The organism is Cohnella sp. GbtcB17 (genome assembly GCF_019091135.1).
GTDB lineage: Bacteria > Bacillota > Bacilli > Paenibacillales > Paenibacillaceae > Cohnella.
On the sequence record NZ_JAGXJW010000003.1, the window covers coordinates 14081 to 30349 of the forward strand.

Genomic DNA, 16269 nt, shown 5'->3' on the forward strand with positions numbered 1-16269 from the left:
GTCAGCCCACCCTGCGAGCCAATTTGCGAATGCGGGCCTCAAGCTCGCGGATGCTGAACGGCTTCGTCATGTAATCGTCGGCACCGAGCTGAAGCGCCTTGACGACGTCGGCTTCGCCTTTCTTGCCGGTCAGCATCAGTACCGTATATTGGCCCGGCTTGCCGAAGCCGCGAAGCCGCTGCAGCACCTCGAGGCCGTCCATCCTCGGCATCATCCGGTCCAGGATGACAAAATACCGCTCTTCGCTGCGCGTCCACGCGTCGGCCAGAAACGTTTCGCCGTCGCGATAGGCGCGAATGTCGAGCTTGGCCTGTTCCGGGAAACAGGTTGCGGTATACTCGGACAGCATGGAGCGGACAATCGGATCGTCGTCCACGATCGCAATGCGCAGCGGAATAAGGGCGCTTTTCTCGTTCTGGACGGTGTTTGCCCGCACGGCTTTACCGCCAGCTTCCTTTGCGGCCCGGAGCGAAGCCTGCGCCTTGTCGAACCAATAGGGCGCCGGCTGCTCCGGGTCTGCCGCTTCGACGACGCCGGCAGACCATGAGGCGCCGAAGGCCGTTCCGCCATCCTCGAATTCCATGGCGGCGAAAGCCGCTGCGGCTTGCTCAAGCGCCATCTTTGCCTGCCGCTCGGTCATGTCCGGAAGGAAAAGCAGAAACGAATCGCCGCCGGAGCGAACGATCGGATAACGATCCGGAAGCGTTTCTCTCAAATGCTGCACGACCGCCTCCAGCACCCGGTCGCCGGCACGCGGGCCATACCGCTGGTTGATGGCGCGCAGCCCGTCGACGTCGAGCTTGGCAACCGTGAGCGTCGAACCGCTTGCCTCCGACGCTTTCCGCATGTCCTGGAACGTTTCTTCCGCAAGGTTCCGTTTCAGGGCGCCCGTCAACTCGTCATGTCGCATCAACCGCTCGAACAGCTGCTTGCGCATCCGCTGCCGCTCCAGTACGGCCAGAAATTCAGGCATATGGAGCGGTTTGGCGACAAAATCGTCCGCACCGAGCCGGTAAGCCTGGATTCGCGTTTCCGTGCGGTTGTCGGCACTGACGATCGTCGTCGGAATGAATTGCCGGCGCAGCTTATCCCGCAGCGCGAGAATAAGATCGAAGCCCGAACCGTCCTCCATGAGCAGGTTGAACACCAGGCTGTCGGGCCTGTAATCGTGCAAATAATCGATGGCTTGGGCCGGCGTGGTTGCGGCAAGCACCATATATCCCCTGCTCTCCAGCTGGTCTTTTACGAACACGAGAAAGGTGGCGTCATCGTCGAGCAGCAGCACCACGGGCTGTTCGCCTTCAGGCATGGAGACGAAGGGCTGTTCGGCTGCCGGAGCAGCCTCTGCAAGGATGCCTTCGTCCTCGCCGAATGCGGCCGCAGCGAGCGGAAGAAGAAACCGGCGAAGCTCGTCGACCGGATAAGGCGCTCCGCCTTCCGGACGCAATTCGTCCATCAACGACCGCGCCGTCTCGGAGAGGCCTGCCATGCCGATCGTGCCGGATGTGCCGCTGACCGTGTGCAGAAAACGGTAGACCTCGTCCCGGGGAGTCGATGCATCGGTGCTTTCCAGCCAATTCTCCAACTGCGCGCGGACAGAAGCTTGCAGGGCATCCTGATATTTTTTCATATGCGGTCACTCATGGGTATGCATACAGTCCTTTCGCATGCGATGTAACTGCGCTGCCGTCTCTCTTCATTAGCCTTTCGGTTCGTTTTTGTAACGGCAACAGGAAAAATAGCTTAATCGTGGTCGAAAATTCCGGCGATTACCCGCACCACTGCGCTTCGCTTGTTGCTGAATCGCAAAAAAAGGCGTATGCACGGGATCCAATGAGAATTGGCCGCGCATACGCGTTTTTAATCATTTTCTTTCGTTTTATAAAGGTGAACCTGCCCCATGAGGCCGTATGGAGTCGTTACATAATCCGGCGTATACTCCAGCCCGGTCCGGCGATAATCCCACCATTCCTTCCAATCATACGCCGTTCCGGCCTGATGAAGCGGTCCCAGCATATTTCGGAGGCTTCCGACTACTTCAATGTCGATGCGGTTTCGTCCGAGTGACAGATACTTACCGATATCCAGTCGCTTTGCCGCTTTCCACGGGACATGCCCTGCAAACTGGTCATTCACTCGAATATCCACGGTAACCGCCCGATAATAGCCGAGTTCCAAAAGGACGGATTCATCCCTTTCCAATTCAGCTTCTTTAACATACTCAAAGTGATAGACCATACTGCCCGCATAGTGGAGGTAGCCCTGCAATCCCCAATCTCCAAAACGCAACCGATTCGGTTCTTGGCCAATCACACGGTCGACGGATACCCCAAAATCGCCGATTAAGTAACAGTCTTCGAGCTCTAACGTGTGGTTGTAGGAACAGCCGATTGTCAAAACGTTCGTTCCAGACTTAAGCTTAGGCAGCTTGACTTTTAAGAAGCTGCGATCGATAAACCATTCTTGCGGATCTTCCGTAACGAAGTCGCCATTTAAAGTAATCTCGAATAAATTCGCTTGCTCGATGACCACAAACACATCTTTTTCAGGCGAATCGCAAACCTCAAATACAAATTCGAGCGTAACCGGCGTCCCATCCTTCTCATGCGGCTCATGAATCCATAAATGCCGTTGCAATCCGCCGTTGGCGAATACTTGCCTCATATTTAACTCGGCTCTAATCTCCCTTTGCGCTTGCCATACATCAGTTATTCCATGCCAGCTCCCTTCACCGATACGATATCTGCATCGATCTAATGTGAGCACATTGGGCGCTGTACGCGTAAACCGGCTCGCAGGTCCAAGCGCAGTAATAATGGGGCCGGGAGATGCCGAACTTGGACTTGCAGCTGCCTTATCGATGCGAGTCGGCTCCCTCTTCAGATCCAGCACATAAAGTTTAGAGTCTGCCGGCCCAAACTTCGTTTTGTACTTCATGTACGCCCCTTCAGCAATCGCATTGACCTCACGCACTTCTCCTGTGAGCACGTCCCATTGTTCGACGCGACCGACGCCTCTGAGCTCGATCTCGACTTCCTCTCCATGCAGCCGGTCTTTATTGACGACAAACAAGATTCTCGTATCGTCCAAGTCTCTCAGCATATAAAGGAAGGATTCAGCTTCCCGACCATTGGCATTTTTAATGCTGACTTCTCTAGGAAGCAGTCGTTCGAGCGTCTGGAGCACTTCGCTGTCATTGGATAAATGGACGAAGCCATCAAGTTGTTGGATGGAGGCCATGATGTCCGACGGCAAACCATCCACAAGCGCAGGCATCTCGCCCACAGCGATGACCCTGCCACCTGCCATCAGGAACCGGCGCAGCAGCCCGACCGTGCTGGAGAGCATATTTTTCATCGGAGGCATAATGACAACAGAATAAGATACCGCGTTTACTTTCAGCCTTCCATCGACTATATCGCCGCTCTCGCTTAGTATGAGCTCGTCTCCTAAATCGAAGTCATAATGCGCAGCCAGCATCAGATCCGTGAATTGGTTAAAAGTTCGATCAAACTGCTTTGCCTGATCGATATTGCCGGCCTGGTTCGCCCCTCTGCCTTTTACATCGACGCCCAACATAGACCAGACGGTCGTTAGGGGATGCAGCACCAGCACCTCGCGAACGGCTTCGCCTTGGCTTAGAACTGCGCCTAGCCTTGCGAAGTAATCTTCCATAACGCGATTATGGGGCCACCAGTTGGAATTATAATTAAAGGAAGGCGGATAATCGCGTTTTCGGCATCCTTTAAGAGAATATAGGGCCAGATGATGCGTGAGCAGATTTACGCCAAGCACGAATTGCCAGTCGCCTATCCATCGGCGGCTTTCAAAGGTGAGTTCCCAACCTGTAACGCCATACGTTTCCGTAATTACCCTCTTCATTCCGTATTGTCTGGCTACGCTCGACACCTGCTTGACCGTTAGACTCTCATCCGTTTGCTCACAGAGCGTATCTATTCCGGGAACATCCAAAAATCGATAGTGAGGCATAACCGCCCCGGACGTCTGAACCGATCCGAGCAAACTGCTCTCGGAATGAAAATGTCCACTGAAGAGCAACCCATTCTCGCGGCACCATTGACTGATCGGTTTGGTATACGCTTCGCAGAATAATTCCGCGACTGTTTTCCAATAATCGAAACGGGTCTTCGCCGACTTTTCTCCCAAGAAAAAAAGGTAAGGAAGCACGCTCCAAAAATCGTAGCCATTCGCCTCGAGAAAAACTTCAGGAAATCGGTCCGTCCAACTGATCCATGCGCGATCCGTTACTTGCCTCTCGGCAAATCCTCTAATACTGGGCTCATCCGTGAAAATACCGGGTACCGTTCCTCCAAATTCGTCTCCAACGGCTTTTTTGTACACTTCATAAGTGGACTCGATAAAAAGCGCAGCGGATCTGGGATTTAAATTGTCGGTATACGTATCTCCGTGACACCAATCATTTGGCACCGCCATTTCGCGCCGAAAAATCAAGTAGGCTTGTTTTTCCGTTGCTTGAATAGCTTTTTCCAGATCGGGTTGACGAATGATCTCAAAGCGCTCTATTTGGTCTTCATGGATGACAGCCTTGTATACGACGACAATCGTTTGATCCCACGCTACATTTTCAGAAATCTCTAAGGTGAGTGCTTTGGCACGGACATCGTCTCCGCCAAGCTTGGGAACCGCTCCGCCGCCCATACCGGACGAATAACGATCCTCGTCATACAGCCAGGCGTGGAGACCCTCCTGCTTCGCCATAGCCACAGTGTCCTTAATGCGTGCCATGAACTCGTCGCTTAAATATGGCGTCTCCAAGCCTTCGCGAACGTGCATCATAAAGCCGCCCATGCCTTGTTCCTTGAAGCCTTTAACCTGCCGATCCAGTTCATCCTGCTGGAGACGATCGTTCCACGACCAGAACGGCACGCCCCGATACGCCACTGGGGGTTGCTCAAATAGCTGGCGTAATTCCGATTTGTTCATGTTTACCATCATTCCTTATCGAAAAGAATCCGGCGTTATCCCTTAACGCTGCCCAGAACAAGCCCTTTGACAAAGTATTTTTGCAAGAACGGATAAATACAAAGCACAGGCAGCATGGAGACGAAGAGCTGGGCGGCTAATACGGTACGACTCGAGATATTCTGTAGAAGAGTGATATCGTTTGCGCTCATATTCGTCAGATCGTGCGACACGATGACCGTTCTCAAATAGGTTTGCAGCGGATAATTAGACGGCGAATTCATAAAAATCAAGCCGTCAAACCAGGCGTTCCAATGAAAAATAATGGTAAATAGCGCGATCGTGGCCAGCGAAGGCTTTGAGATCGGCAAGTAGATGCTCCATAGCGTTCTCCAGATTCCTGCGCCGTCAATCTGAGCCGATTCTTCAAGCTCGGCTGGCTGCGTCCGAAAAAAATTAAGCATCAGTACGATATTGTAAACATTTACGGCCGTAGGCAGGATGAGCGCCCAGATCGAATCCATCAAGCCCGTTTCTTTAACGACCATGAAGCCGGGAATCAGGCCTCCGTTAAAAATCATCGTCACCACAAAAAACCAGGAATAGACGCTGCGCGATCTGAACTTCAGGTTCGGCTTGGACAACGGATACGCCGCCAGGATCGTCAAGGTCAGGCTCAAGCTTACACCAAGAAGCAGACGTTCGAACGACACGACGATGGACGACAAGAATGCTTGGTTCTTAACGATATAGTTATAAGAATCCAGGTTGAACCCGACAGGCCAAATCGTTACCCAACCGGCCGTGACCGCCGAGTTGCTGCTGACCGACATGGCGGCCATATGCAGAATAGGGAACAGGCAGGTCGCCGCGAACAACGTTAAGACGATGTAATTGCTGTATACGAACAGCCGTCTGGAGGGCGTGCGTCTCTCAATCATGGAACATTCCTCCCGAGGTTAGAAAATGCGATAGTTAGCGAGGCGATAAGCCAGGAAATACGATACGGTGATAAAAATAAACGATACGACGGATTTGAACAGGCCGACAGCAGTCGCTACGCCGTATTGCATTTGTTCCATTCCGAGTCGGTACACGTACGTATCCAAAATATCCGCACTGTCGTAGACTTGCGGGCTGTAGAGGTTAAATACCTGGTCGAAGCCGGCATTCAGGATGTTCCCCAAGCTCAGTACGCTTAAGAGGACGATGATCGGACGCATCCCCGGAAGCGTAATATGCCACATCTGCTTCCAGTGTCCGGCACCGTCGAGCGACGCCGCTTCGTTCAGCGACTTGTCGATATTCAGGATGGCTGCCAGATAGACGATTGTGTCGAATCCAAGCTCCTTCCAAATATGCGAGGCGACCAGCACGATTCGGAACCAGAGTCCATCGCCCAGGAAATAAATCGGTTCAATCCCGAATAGTTTGAGCGCATGATTAACGATACCGTCAGTCGGGGAGAGAATATCGATTAATATACCCGACAAAATGACCCATGATAGAAAATACGGCATATAGACAACCGTTTGAATGGTTCGCTTGAAAGCAGCATTTTTGATCTCACTGAGCAATATGGCCAGTGTTAGCGGAAATAAAATGCCTACAATCATCTTCATTACAGAAAGCAATAAGGTATTGCTCAGCACCTGCATCGTATCCGGCATATTAAACACGTACTTGAAGTTGTCGAGCCCGATCCATTCCGATCCGTACCAGCCGTGCGAAGGCACGAAATCCTGAAAAGCGATGACGATCCCTGCAATTGGACCGTAGCTGTAGATAAGCACCAGAACAACGGCCGGCAGCAGCATCAGATGATAAGCGCTTGCGTTAAATCGGCGAATGCGATTGGGTTTAGGTTGCATCCGTATGTTCCCTCCGTTCGCGGATAAAACAAGGGAAGGGGTCGGTGATCCCCCTTCCCTTTCTTTCCGCTTATTTTTTGGCCGTATCCCACGCGTTGACTTCGTTCGTTACATCTTCAAGCCCCAGCTTGTTCAGCTGACTAACGAACTTGTCGAAGTTATCCACGGTATCTGCACCCATGATCACTTTGGTGAAGTACTCCATTACGTTTTGATCGATGGTTGCCAGACGATTTTTCATCGCCTCCGTGGAAGCGCCGTAGAATTCATCCATCTTAAACAGGTTGTTGTTCACATAACCTTCCATCGAAGTGAACGAACCGGTCTCTCCAAATACTTTTTCGTATTGCGCGTTCGCATTGTCTCCATTTTTAAATTTAACGATATTATCGTAGTAGCCCTTCTCTTCTGCATTCAGCTTGGAGGCGTCGCCCGTTTTAAAGGCTTCTTTGATATTGAGATGCGCCTGCAGATTTTTCTTCGCTTTCCAGGCTTTCGCAACCGCATAGTGATGGCCCGGAGCAGGAGGCGCCCCTAAATATTTATCAAACTCTTCTTGACTCGTCTTTCCATAATTGAGTTCAGTCCAGAAGTTGATGAGCTTCACCAGGACTTCCGGATGCTCATACTCCTTACTGACCACATAATAATTCTCAACGTTCAGCTTAATTTGCGGGTTGGCCGGCTGATCGTCCTTGGATACGATTGGATGTGCGAGCCAGTTGGAGTCCGGAAAGTTATCCTTGGTCTGCTGCAGCGGGAACATCCCGTTCCACATCGCGCCGATGTTGATGCCGGCTTTGCCTGATGCAGCTGCTTCAGCAGCTTTGCTTGAGTCCTTGGCGCCAAAGTCCTTCTCAATCAAGCCTTCCTTGTAAAGCTTGTTCAAGTAAACCAGTGCATCCTTGACTTCCGGCTGCGCGCTTCCGTACACCAGTTTGCCGCTCGCATCCCGAATCCAAGCCTTCGGATAGGCATCAAAGGCGTTAAACAGGCCGACGCCTTCCGCTACGCCAGCGGTCAGAAAATCCTTGTTGAACAAGAGCCCGATTGTATCCTTTTTCCCGTTGCCATCCGGATCTTGCTCAACGAATGCTTTCAGTACGGTGTAGAGCTCATCCGTCGTTTTCGGCACTTGAAGATTAAGTTTGTCTAGCCAATCCTGCCGGGCCCACAGGAACGGCGCACCGTCGATCGCAGAGTTCGTTCCGGGAATCGCCAGCAGCTTGCCGCCGAACGTCGCCGAATCCAGTGCCGCGTTGCCTTCTTCAGTAATAATCTCCTTCGTTAACGGCGTCGCGTATTTATCGAATACGTCCTTCATATCCCACACAAGATCGGTCTTGGACAGCGTCGCCAACTGCTCTTTCGTGACAGCCAAGATGTTAGGAATGGAACCGGAAGCAATGGAGACGCTTACTTTTTGCTTTGCGGCATCTGCGCCTTTTACGAACCATTCCGGCTTGACATTGATGCCAAGCTTATCGCGATATCCCTGTATCCAGACGCTATTTTCCCAAGCCTCTTCCGTAAAGGTATCCCCGATCGCATCATTGACCAAGACGCCTACTTTAACATCCACCGGCGGATCGAATTTGGCATTGGGATCGGTTGCTGCCGAGGACGCGGATGCTGACGCCGAGCCGCTAGGTGCGGCACCGGCCGAAGCGTTGGTTGCATCGTTTCCGTCATTTCCGCAAGCGGCCAATGCCGACATCATGAGCACACTTGCAATCAAAACCGCAGGAGTGGTCTTCATTTTCTTAGTCATTTAAATCCCCCTATAGCCATTGACTGGATTACGTAATCATCATACCGAAACCGCTTACTTCGAATCTATTTCAAACTTCCGAGATTGCTATCACTTTTCCGACGGACGATTCGCACGAAATTCTTGCGGCGTCATGCCTGTTTCCTTTTTAAAGTATCTACTAAAGTAACTCGCGGTCGTAAAATTCAGATCCTTGGCAATCTGTTGAACCAATATGTCCGGATCCGCCAGCCACACTTTTGCTTGACGAATTTTCAACATGCTTATATATTCCGTAATCGTACATTGTTCGGATTGTTTAAACAGCTTAGACATATAGTCGGGATTAAAATGAACCACTTCAGCCAGCCTAGTCAGCGATAAATCCTCTGATAAATGACTCTCGATAAAAGCTTTGAGCTTTTCGACCACATCCTCGCGCATTTTTAAAGAATTGGAGGAATAATAGTCTCCAAGCAGTATGGCCAATCTCTCCATTGCATGAATGGCTTCGTCGCGCGTGTTAAACCCGGAGGGCTCCATCAAACGATTCATCTGCTCCTGAATCATCGCAACTCGATTTAATCCATATTTATTGACCACGGTCAGGTAGCGTATGGCCGTCGCATAGTACAGTTCTTGATAGCGTTCTTCAGCATGCGCCTGCGCGATGAGGATGCGAAATTCTTGCAACACCTGCATCACTTCTTGAATCCGACCTGTCTCCAGATACATATCCAGCAACGAAACCTTTTTTAGATAAACTTCAACTTTGGCGCCTGCGTCCGATTGCATAGGTGTGCTTATCGTATGCGGAAAGTTGCGTTCACGAATGATTATTTGTTTCTCGCCGTAAACCTGTGTAAACAGCATGTTTAGCTTCGCATACTGAACGGCTGCATCCCGCAGGGAAGAAGCCTTATCCCCAATCGCAAAAGAAAACGTATGCCCGGTAGACTTCAATGCAGTCGCGGACGTCGTCTCAAAGACACCTTCAATAAAGGCTAGCAGCCTTTCTTCAGAGACGTACATTTCGTCTATGGGCTGATAAAGCAGGACAATGACCTCGCGATTCATAACGACCGATTCGAATCGAACGAGCGGCGCTAAATATTGTCCGCATACCGATAGGACGGCGGCAAACAGAATATCCTTATCTCTCATTCGGATCGTGCTGCTGTCCGCGTCGAGTCGAATGGAAGCCAGTCGGATCGGTTTAGACACATCGATGGCAAGACCAAGCGTTTCCGAGACGATCTCCGTTAATTCCTCCTCGGGCAAAAGCCCCATGAGCAGATCCGATAAATACAAAGAACGGTGATGGGCGATATGCTGACGTCGCAAATCGTTCGCTTGCTTTAGAAGCGATTGGATCTCTGTCCGTTTATCCAGCTCCGAGATCGTCTGCCTGACGGTTTCCAGAATCCGTTCGTCGCCCTCCGACTTGAGCAAGTAACTTTGCGCGCCGCTCTTTACGGCATGATGAATAAAGTCGAAGTCATCGTAACCGGACAAATAAATGAGACGGCAATCCGGCCAACTCTTACGGACGACATCCCCCAGTTCAAGGCCCGACATTTTGGGCATCCGTATATCCGTCATGAGAATATCCACCTTGCGGTCTGCGAGCACCTCCAGCGCTTCGCGTGCGCTTGAGGCCTTTAATAAGTTCAAGCGATCCCCTTCATATTCAAGTAACAGTTCGTATAGTCCATCTACGATCAGTTTCTCATCATCAACGATTAACATCCTGTACATGCGAGTCCCCCCTGTCCGGCACAATCATAATGGAAACTTTAATACCGCCTAGTTCGCTTCTCTCTGCTTGAATTCCGCTGCCCGCTCCGAAAGTAAAAGCAAGACGGCGGTGAATATTAAGGATGGCCGTAACTTCGCGAGACTCATTCGTCTCTGCCAGCAGCTCGTTCAAACGCGCGAGATGCTGATCGGCATCCTCTCCGTTGTCCTCTACGATGATCATAAATCGGTCTGGTTTGACGCTGAAGCGGACCCTTAATATTCCGCCTGCATCTACTCTTTCGAGACCATGTTCAAAAGCATTCTCGACGAGAGGCTGCATGATTAACCTCGGCACGCTAATCGGTTTAAGCGTATCGGGCACTTGATCGTACTCGACGGATACACGATCGGAGAATCTGGCGAGCTGCAACATCACGTAGTTACGGGCATGTTCCGCTTCTTGTTCCAAAGGAACGGTATCCCTCGTGCTTCGTGTGATAAACCTGAAATACTGAGCCAGCTGATCGGTAAACTTTACAGCTTCTTCTTGCTTGTCCATTTTGATCAATCGAATAATGCTGAATAAACAATTGTAGAGGAAATGGGGATTGATTTGCGATTGCAACTGTTTGAGTTCCGCGTTTTGTCGATGGAGCTGCTGGTCATATACCTCTTCAATTAACGTTTTTAACTTTGCCAGCATCTCATTATAACGTTGGTATAAGTCGCCAAACTCGTCGTCCACGGCATGCCGAATATTGAAGTCGAAGTTGCCATCCTCCACATGCCTAAATGCACGAACAATTCTGACTAGCGGCTTATTAATCGCTTTATTGATGTAAAACAAAAACAAAGCAACCGCCAGAAATGTGATCACGAAAAACAGCGAGAACCAAACGACACGCTCCGTTACGGATCGGAACATGTCATTTTTATACAAATATTGATCTAAGAAAAGTCCAGTTTCAGATATGGCTGATCGTACATGGATATACTGTTTCCCATCTATAGAAACACTGTCGGTTATCGATGCTTTAGAAGGGAGCTCTACAACCATGTGATTGTTAAGCCATTCCGTCAGCTCCGGATTCAAGATGACAGCGATGTTGCCTTCCTGGGACATCGAGAGCATAATCGCTCCCGTATAATCGCGGCCGACAGCAGCTTCAATGCTGCGGCGCATCTCACGTTCATTCAGTTCGACCTCGACGATAAGATCGGGAATGCTGCCGGACATATCTTCGAGCGGATAAGCTTCAATCAGGTAAGAATGGCGTTCAAAAATGACTTTGTAAGGCGCGCGCATAAGGCTGGCCGAGATCAAATCCGGCTCCAACTGGCTATACCCTTCAACAGCCGATATCTGAATCTTGAGTTGCGGCATATATACGCGAACATCGGATATAAGATCGCTGCTGTTTTTAATGGAAAATAACTTGGACCGAATGGAATTGATTAATTCGATTTGACGATAAGGCTCGAGCACATCGTGAGCATTCATGAGCCGAATGACCATTTCGTCATTCATCGTTTCGTATTGCAGCGTGTTAAAGCGTTTAAATGTATGGCCAAGATCGTTCACATAGTTAAACGCCTGCGTATGAGCTGATTTCAAAATATCTTGTCTGAACATCGAGGTTCCCCAGCTGTACAAAAATATCGCGAGAACATAAATAGGAAGCATGGCGACAATAAAAGCGATGATTAGTTTGGAGTAAATGGATTTTCCAAATCGGCGCCTTGCACTTTTTGATTTTTTTGGTTTTTCCATAAAAACATTCTCCTTGTCGACCGCTCGTCGACTCATTCTAAAGATTCGGCTCTGCTTCCTCAATGTCATTTTACCGACTTTTATGTAACTATTCCGTGGAATTTATTTCTTCATCATGAACGAAACATCCCATTGTTTGTGACCCAATCTTGAGATATAAAGAGTATCATATAGAGTAGCGAAACCATGTTCATTCACATTTGGAGGGGTACAGTTCCGATGGCCGATGTAACATTTTATCGAGACGAGGCATTGCCTTTCTTGGAAGCAAAGCGATGTCGGAAGAGTGACTTGGCTTATCAGAAACATTTCCATGAGGAACATTCCCTCGGTCTAATAGATGAAGGCGAGACTCAGGCGTGGTGCGAAGGGATGTTATGGCGCGTAGAGTCGGGGAGAATGATCAACTTTCCGCCGCACATGCTCCATGCTTGTCAGCCTGCTGAGAATGCCGACTGGAAATACAGAATGCTGTTCATTAAGCCGGAATGGTTGGAACATATTGAACTTCCTCATCTTCATCATCTTCAAATTCCGTTCTTGCTGGAGGACGGGAAGAACAACGCTTGCCGTACACTATTTAATCGAACGATGGATTCTCTTGTCCGCAATGAATCTTCCTTGGAGATTGAGACGGCGTTAATCGAACTGATGCATATGCTCATCATTAAGCATGAATCCGACATCGTACACGAACCGCATGGCGCATTGAAACAGAAATACGTCAATCGGGTCAAGGAATATATTCATGCCTATTATAAGGATCGGATCACCCTTGAAACATTGGAGCAGGAGACCGGCGTCGGCCGTTATCATCTGATACGGCTATTTAAGAAAAGTACGCATCTGCCTCCCCATGCCTATCAGAATCTGCTGCGCATTAACCATGCCAAGATTGAGCTGAAAAAGCAGCGGCCCATTGCCGAAATAGCGGTAGACACCGGATTCTATGATCAAAGTCATTTTACGAAAGCCTTCGCCAGAATCGTAGGCGCGACGCCTCAAACTTACGCGTTATCCATATAAATAGAGCAATTTTATACAATCCTCTTCTATGGTCTCGGTAGTACACTGAACCGAGAACACAAGGGGAGGGCTACAATATGGCGATCATGATTGAGCTGGAAAAACAATTTGCAGAAACGATGAAATCCATTGCTCGGCGGGCAGCGTTGAAGGATTACGTCGAGCAGACGCCATCTATTTATCATATGCTGCAACGTGCTGCCGCGAGGTATGTGACGGGTGACGACAGAGCAGCCGGACTGGAAGCCGGGAGTGCGCTTGTCAATAAGGGATATGCGATTTCTATCGAATACATTGGCGAAAATACGGCAGACGTCCAATCTTGTGAAGCGGCAGCACTGGAAATGGAACAGCTTATTCAGTCCCTGATCGATCGCGGGATACCGGCTCGCGTATCGTTTGATCTCTCCCACATCGGTTTGTCGATAGATCACGCATTCGCATATAAGCAGTTGGCCGCCTTGGCGGAACAGACCCAGCGCACGGGTATCGAGCTGTTTATCAGCATGGAGGAATCGGCCAAAACCGAAGCGATTCTATCGATCTATAAGCGTGCGGCAGCTGTCTACCCGAATATGGGTATCACCTTGCAAGCGCAGTTGCACCTTACAGCACAGCACTTGAATGACTTGCAGACTGATTCTAGACGATTACGCCTTGTGAAGGGAGCCTATCAAGAGCCGGTTGAGCTGGCGCTCTCACGCTCGGACGCTCTGAACGAACGCTATCTACAACTCTTGGAACAATCCATTGATAAAGGGCATCGAGTATCTATCGCTACCCATGATGAGCGCATCATAGATGAGGTAATCAATCGGGGATGGGCCCTGAAGCCGGGTGTGGAATTCGAGATGTTATACGGGATTCGGCCCGACTTAAGCAGCAAGCTGAGAAGAGCCGGTTATCCCGTTCGCATCTACCTTACCTATGGCCATGAATGGTATTTGTATTTATGCCACCGGATCGCCGAGCATCCGCCAAATTTATATCAAGCAGTGATCGACATCGCGGCTGATAGACCCATTGATTCTGTTAGGGATTATGAATAATGGCGAGCGTAAAGTGCGTTTAAAGCAATACTTGAGTCATGTGTACAACTAACAAATCCCATAAGAAAATGCCGCCAAGAATCGTGAAAGGCTGGCGGCATTTTTGTTTATTATTCATTTGATAGTCGTCTCGTCCGGTCCTTCCATCTCACCGCCAGAAAGTGGTGCAGGTTGCCTTATCCGCCATATTAAACGCGATCATCTTTTCAAGCAGCGCGTATTCAACCGGACGAGCCCAGGGGATACGCACGAGCCCTTTCGTCTGCTCATACCCGGCCTTTGAGATCTCCTCAGAGAAACGCGCCATCCCCGCTTCCTCCGGAGAAACGGCCATATGTTTCTTGGATACGCTAAAGCCGATGATAAATGTTCCATGGTCTGTAAACATGGGCTGATTCCACTTCAGCACAGGCGATAAATTCGGGAATTTCTTCATCACCCAAGACAGAACCTCTTCCATACGCGCTCGATTTTCCGGGTTTTCGATACGATCCAGGAATTCTGCGAATGCTTCCATACTTATCCCTCCCTCGCAATCTACTAATATCCGAAAAAGGCATCCTTTTTGATATTTGGTTTGGGAACATGATTGTCCAGTAAGTACTTAAAAACCGCCTCAACCATAGATTTGGGTCCCGCAATATAGTATTTGCCGCTATTCTTATATAGGGAGCTGAACTTATTGATCTCCTGTTGCAACTCATCCCTGGATTCAAGATAGGTTAGGCTTGCCAAGGTACGACTAGCCAACTCGTCAAGTTCATTCTTGAACAAATGCTCCCTATTCCTATCCAAATAAAGAAGATGGATCGGCCTCCCGACTTCCTTGGACGTTGAATCGATTTGCTTGAGGATCGACCGAAACGGGGTAATGCCGATCCCTCCGGCAATGAACAATGTCGGAGCTTCATCTGTGAGATAAAAAGGTCCTACGGGTCCGCGCATCGTGATTTTCATGCCCGGCGTCAATTCCAGCAGTGCTTTCTTAAACTCGCTCGGCTGTTGACCTAAGCGCGTTGTGATTCTAACCGCAGTCTCAGCTGGCGCGGACGACACGCTGAACGGACGCGTGCCTTTTTTACGGACTTATGCGTAATGCTGAACAAACCGTATTGTCCGGCTTTCCAGGTTAAGTCTGTATCTTTTTCAAATACAAACGTATGTACATCATCCGATTCCTTATAGCTTTCTATAAATTGTAACTCTCTCTTTTTGAAAAAGGGGACTAGATTATCTCGAAAAAAACTCATCATCTCATCTCCTTCTATCGACTAGTACTCGCCTTTCTTGCTATACTCGCCCGGTTGTTTATCGTTCCGACAACACTGTCGCAAGCTTGTCGATCCACGCCTTCCAACCATGCTTGGCGCCTGCAAATCCTTGTTCATTGGTAATTCCGGTTTGCTCAAGATGCAGAGTCGCCTTCCCATTTCCCAAATCTTGTATCGTCAATGTAACCGTATGCCTCTCATCTCCGACTGCCCAAGTAAAGGACAACCGGTTCGGTTCATCCAAGACAAGCACTTCGCTGTCCACGATTCCATCCCAATGCTCGTTCGGCTGATGGCGGAACTGAAAGCGATGTCCAACGACCGGCTTAAAGTCATTATCCGCAATCCATTTGGCTAACTTGCGCGAGTCGGTCAAGGCAGTCCACAGCTTTTCAACCGAAGTCGTAAATTGAAAATCCATGTTCAGCGATAAACTCATTCTTCATCCTCCTCCAGTAACTGGCCTAATCGCATCATATTGTTGCTCCAATACTTCCTGTAGAAAGCGACCCAATCTTCGATTTCCTTGAGCGGAGATGCGTTTAACTTGTATCGCGTTTCTCGGCCGACTCTACGATCGTGCACCAGGCTGGCATCTTTGAGGATGGTCAGATGTTTGGACACCGCCGTACGCCCCATTTGAAAATGCGGCGTGATCTCGTGTAAAGACCGCTCGTCTCCATCTGACAACAGATAAATCAGTCGACGCCTCGTAGGATCTGCAATCGCGTCAAACACATCCCGTTTTTGTACAGCTTGATTCATCACAGCCCACCTGATTCCCGATGTCATAAAATAAAATAAACAGACACCGAATAGTGTCTGTTTTATTATATGACACCATTTG

13 protein-coding genes are annotated in these 16269 nt (G+C 49.5%); 2 read left to right on the forward strand and 11 right to left on the reverse strand.

Features of this window, described 5'->3' with window-relative positions; genetic code table 11:
* Position 1 precedes the first annotated feature (1 nt).
* From KVT38_RS01830 to KVT38_RS01860, 7 genes are all read right to left on the reverse strand, one after another.
* The gene (locus KVT38_RS01830) at positions 2 to 1630 is read right to left on the reverse strand and encodes a response regulator (RefSeq protein ID WP_217591984.1); all 1629 of its coding nucleotides are present in this window, start codon (positions 1628 to 1630) and stop codon (positions 2 to 4) included.
* A 230-nt stretch (positions 1631 to 1860) separates the two neighbouring features.
* Positions 1861 to 4965: a glycosyl hydrolase gene (locus KVT38_RS01835; protein ID WP_217591985.1), complete on the reverse strand. Its 3105-nt coding sequence runs from the start codon at positions 4963 to 4965 to the stop codon at positions 1861 to 1863.
* Between the two features lie 35 nt (positions 4966 to 5000).
* Positions 5001 to 5885 carry a carbohydrate ABC transporter permease gene (locus KVT38_RS01840; protein WP_217591986.1) on the reverse strand — a complete coding sequence of 295 codons (885 nt, stop codon included), beginning with the start codon at positions 5883 to 5885 and terminating at the stop codon, positions 5001 to 5003.
* Between the two features lie 18 nt (positions 5886 to 5903).
* Positions 5904 to 6815: an ABC transporter permease gene (locus KVT38_RS01845; protein ID WP_217591987.1), complete on the reverse strand. Its 912-nt coding sequence runs from the start codon at positions 6813 to 6815 to the stop codon at positions 5904 to 5906.
* A 70-nt stretch (positions 6816 to 6885) separates the two neighbouring features.
* Entirely contained in the window at positions 6886 to 8586 is a 1701-nt protein-coding gene (locus tag KVT38_RS01850) for a type 2 periplasmic-binding domain-containing protein (protein WP_217591988.1), read from the reverse strand.
* Positions 8587 to 8676: 90 nt separating this feature from the next.
* A complete protein-coding gene (locus tag KVT38_RS01855; protein ID WP_217591989.1) occupies positions 8677 to 10323 on the reverse strand; it encodes a response regulator transcription factor in 1647 nt (548 codons plus the stop codon).
* Positions 10301 to 12076: a sensor histidine kinase gene (locus tag KVT38_RS01860; protein WP_217591990.1), complete on the reverse strand. Its 1776-nt coding sequence runs from the start codon at positions 12074 to 12076 to the stop codon at positions 10301 to 10303. Before KVT38_RS01860 ends, KVT38_RS01855 begins: the two co-directional genes overlap by 23 nt.
* 219 nt (positions 12077 to 12295) lie before the next feature.
* On the opposite strand from KVT38_RS01860, the gene KVT38_RS01865 reads away from it, so the two are divergent.
* Entirely contained in the window at positions 12296 to 13102 is an 807-nt protein-coding gene (locus KVT38_RS01865; protein ID WP_217591991.1) for an AraC family transcriptional regulator, read from the forward strand.
* 77 nt (positions 13103 to 13179) lie between these two features.
* Positions 13180 to 14151, forward strand: a complete 972-nt coding sequence (locus KVT38_RS01870; RefSeq protein WP_254638910.1) for a proline dehydrogenase family protein — start codon at positions 13180 to 13182, stop codon at positions 14149 to 14151.
* A gap of 148 nt (positions 14152 to 14299) precedes the next feature.
* Here KVT38_RS01870 and KVT38_RS01875 read toward each other — a convergent pair whose 3' ends face one another.
* The 4 genes from KVT38_RS01875 to KVT38_RS01890 all read right to left on the reverse strand — a co-directional run bounded on the left by KVT38_RS01875 (position 14300) and on the right by KVT38_RS01890 (position 16187).
* Complete coding sequence (locus KVT38_RS01875; protein WP_217591992.1) at positions 14300 to 14668, reverse strand: iron chaperone; 369 nt, start codon at positions 14666 to 14668, stop codon at positions 14300 to 14302.
* 23 nt (positions 14669 to 14691) lie between these two features.
* Positions 14692 to 15108 carry an FAD-dependent oxidoreductase gene (locus KVT38_RS35320; protein WP_306795280.1) on the reverse strand — a complete coding sequence of 139 codons (417 nt, stop codon included), beginning with the start codon at positions 15106 to 15108 and terminating at the stop codon, positions 14692 to 14694.
* 351 nt (positions 15109 to 15459) lie between these two features.
* On the reverse strand, positions 15460 to 15861 hold the full coding sequence (locus KVT38_RS01885; RefSeq protein ID WP_217591993.1) for an SRPBCC family protein: 402 nt from the start codon (positions 15859 to 15861) through the stop codon (positions 15460 to 15462).
* Complete coding sequence (locus KVT38_RS01890) at positions 15858 to 16187, reverse strand: ArsR/SmtB family transcription factor (RefSeq protein ID WP_217591994.1); 330 nt, start codon at positions 16185 to 16187, stop codon at positions 15858 to 15860. Before KVT38_RS01890 ends, KVT38_RS01885 begins: the two co-directional genes overlap by 4 nt.
* Between the last annotated feature and the right edge of the window lie 82 nt (positions 16188 to 16269).

Bases quoted from the DNA above. Each gene is read 5' to 3' on its own strand.
- KVT38_RS01830 (WP_217591984.1), bottom strand. From the start codon at position 1,630: ATGAAAAAATATCAGGATGCCCTGCAAGCTTCTGTCCGCGCGCAGTTG.
- KVT38_RS01875 (WP_217591992.1), bottom strand. From the start codon at position 14,668: ATGGAAGCATTCGCAGAATTCCTGGATCGTATCGAAAACCCGGAAAAT.
- KVT38_RS01855 (WP_217591989.1), bottom strand. From the start codon at position 10,323: ATGTACAGGATGTTAATCGTTGATGATGAGAAACTGATCGTAGATGGA.
- KVT38_RS01840 (WP_217591986.1), bottom strand. From the start codon at position 5,885: ATGATTGAGAGACGCACGCCCTCCAGACGGCTGTTCGTATACAGCAAT.
- KVT38_RS01870 (WP_254638910.1), top strand. From the start codon at position 13,180: ATGGCGATCATGATTGAGCTGGAAAAACAATTTGCAGAAACGATGAAA.
- KVT38_RS01890 (WP_217591994.1), bottom strand. From the start codon at position 16,187: ATGAATCAAGCTGTACAAAAACGGGATGTGTTTGACGCGATTGCAGAT.
- KVT38_RS01860 (WP_217591990.1), bottom strand. From the start codon at position 12,076: ATGGAAAAACCAAAAAAATCAAAAAGTGCAAGGCGCCGATTTGGAAAA.
- KVT38_RS01835 (WP_217591985.1), bottom strand. From the start codon at position 4,965: ATGAACAAATCGGAATTACGCCAGCTATTTGAGCAACCCCCAGTGGCG.
- KVT38_RS01885 (WP_217591993.1), bottom strand. From the start codon at position 15,861: ATGAGTTTATCGCTGAACATGGATTTTCAATTTACGACTTCGGTTGAA.
- KVT38_RS01850 (WP_217591988.1), bottom strand. From the start codon at position 8,586: ATGACTAAGAAAATGAAGACCACTCCTGCGGTTTTGATTGCAAGTGTG.
- KVT38_RS01845 (WP_217591987.1), bottom strand. From the start codon at position 6,815: ATGCAACCTAAACCCAATCGCATTCGCCGATTTAACGCAAGCGCTTAT.
- KVT38_RS35320 (WP_306795280.1), bottom strand. From the start codon at position 15,108: ATGAAAATCACGATGCGCGGACCCGTAGGACCTTTTTATCTCACAGAT.
- KVT38_RS01865 (WP_217591991.1), top strand. From the start codon at position 12,296: ATGGCCGATGTAACATTTTATCGAGACGAGGCATTGCCTTTCTTGGAA.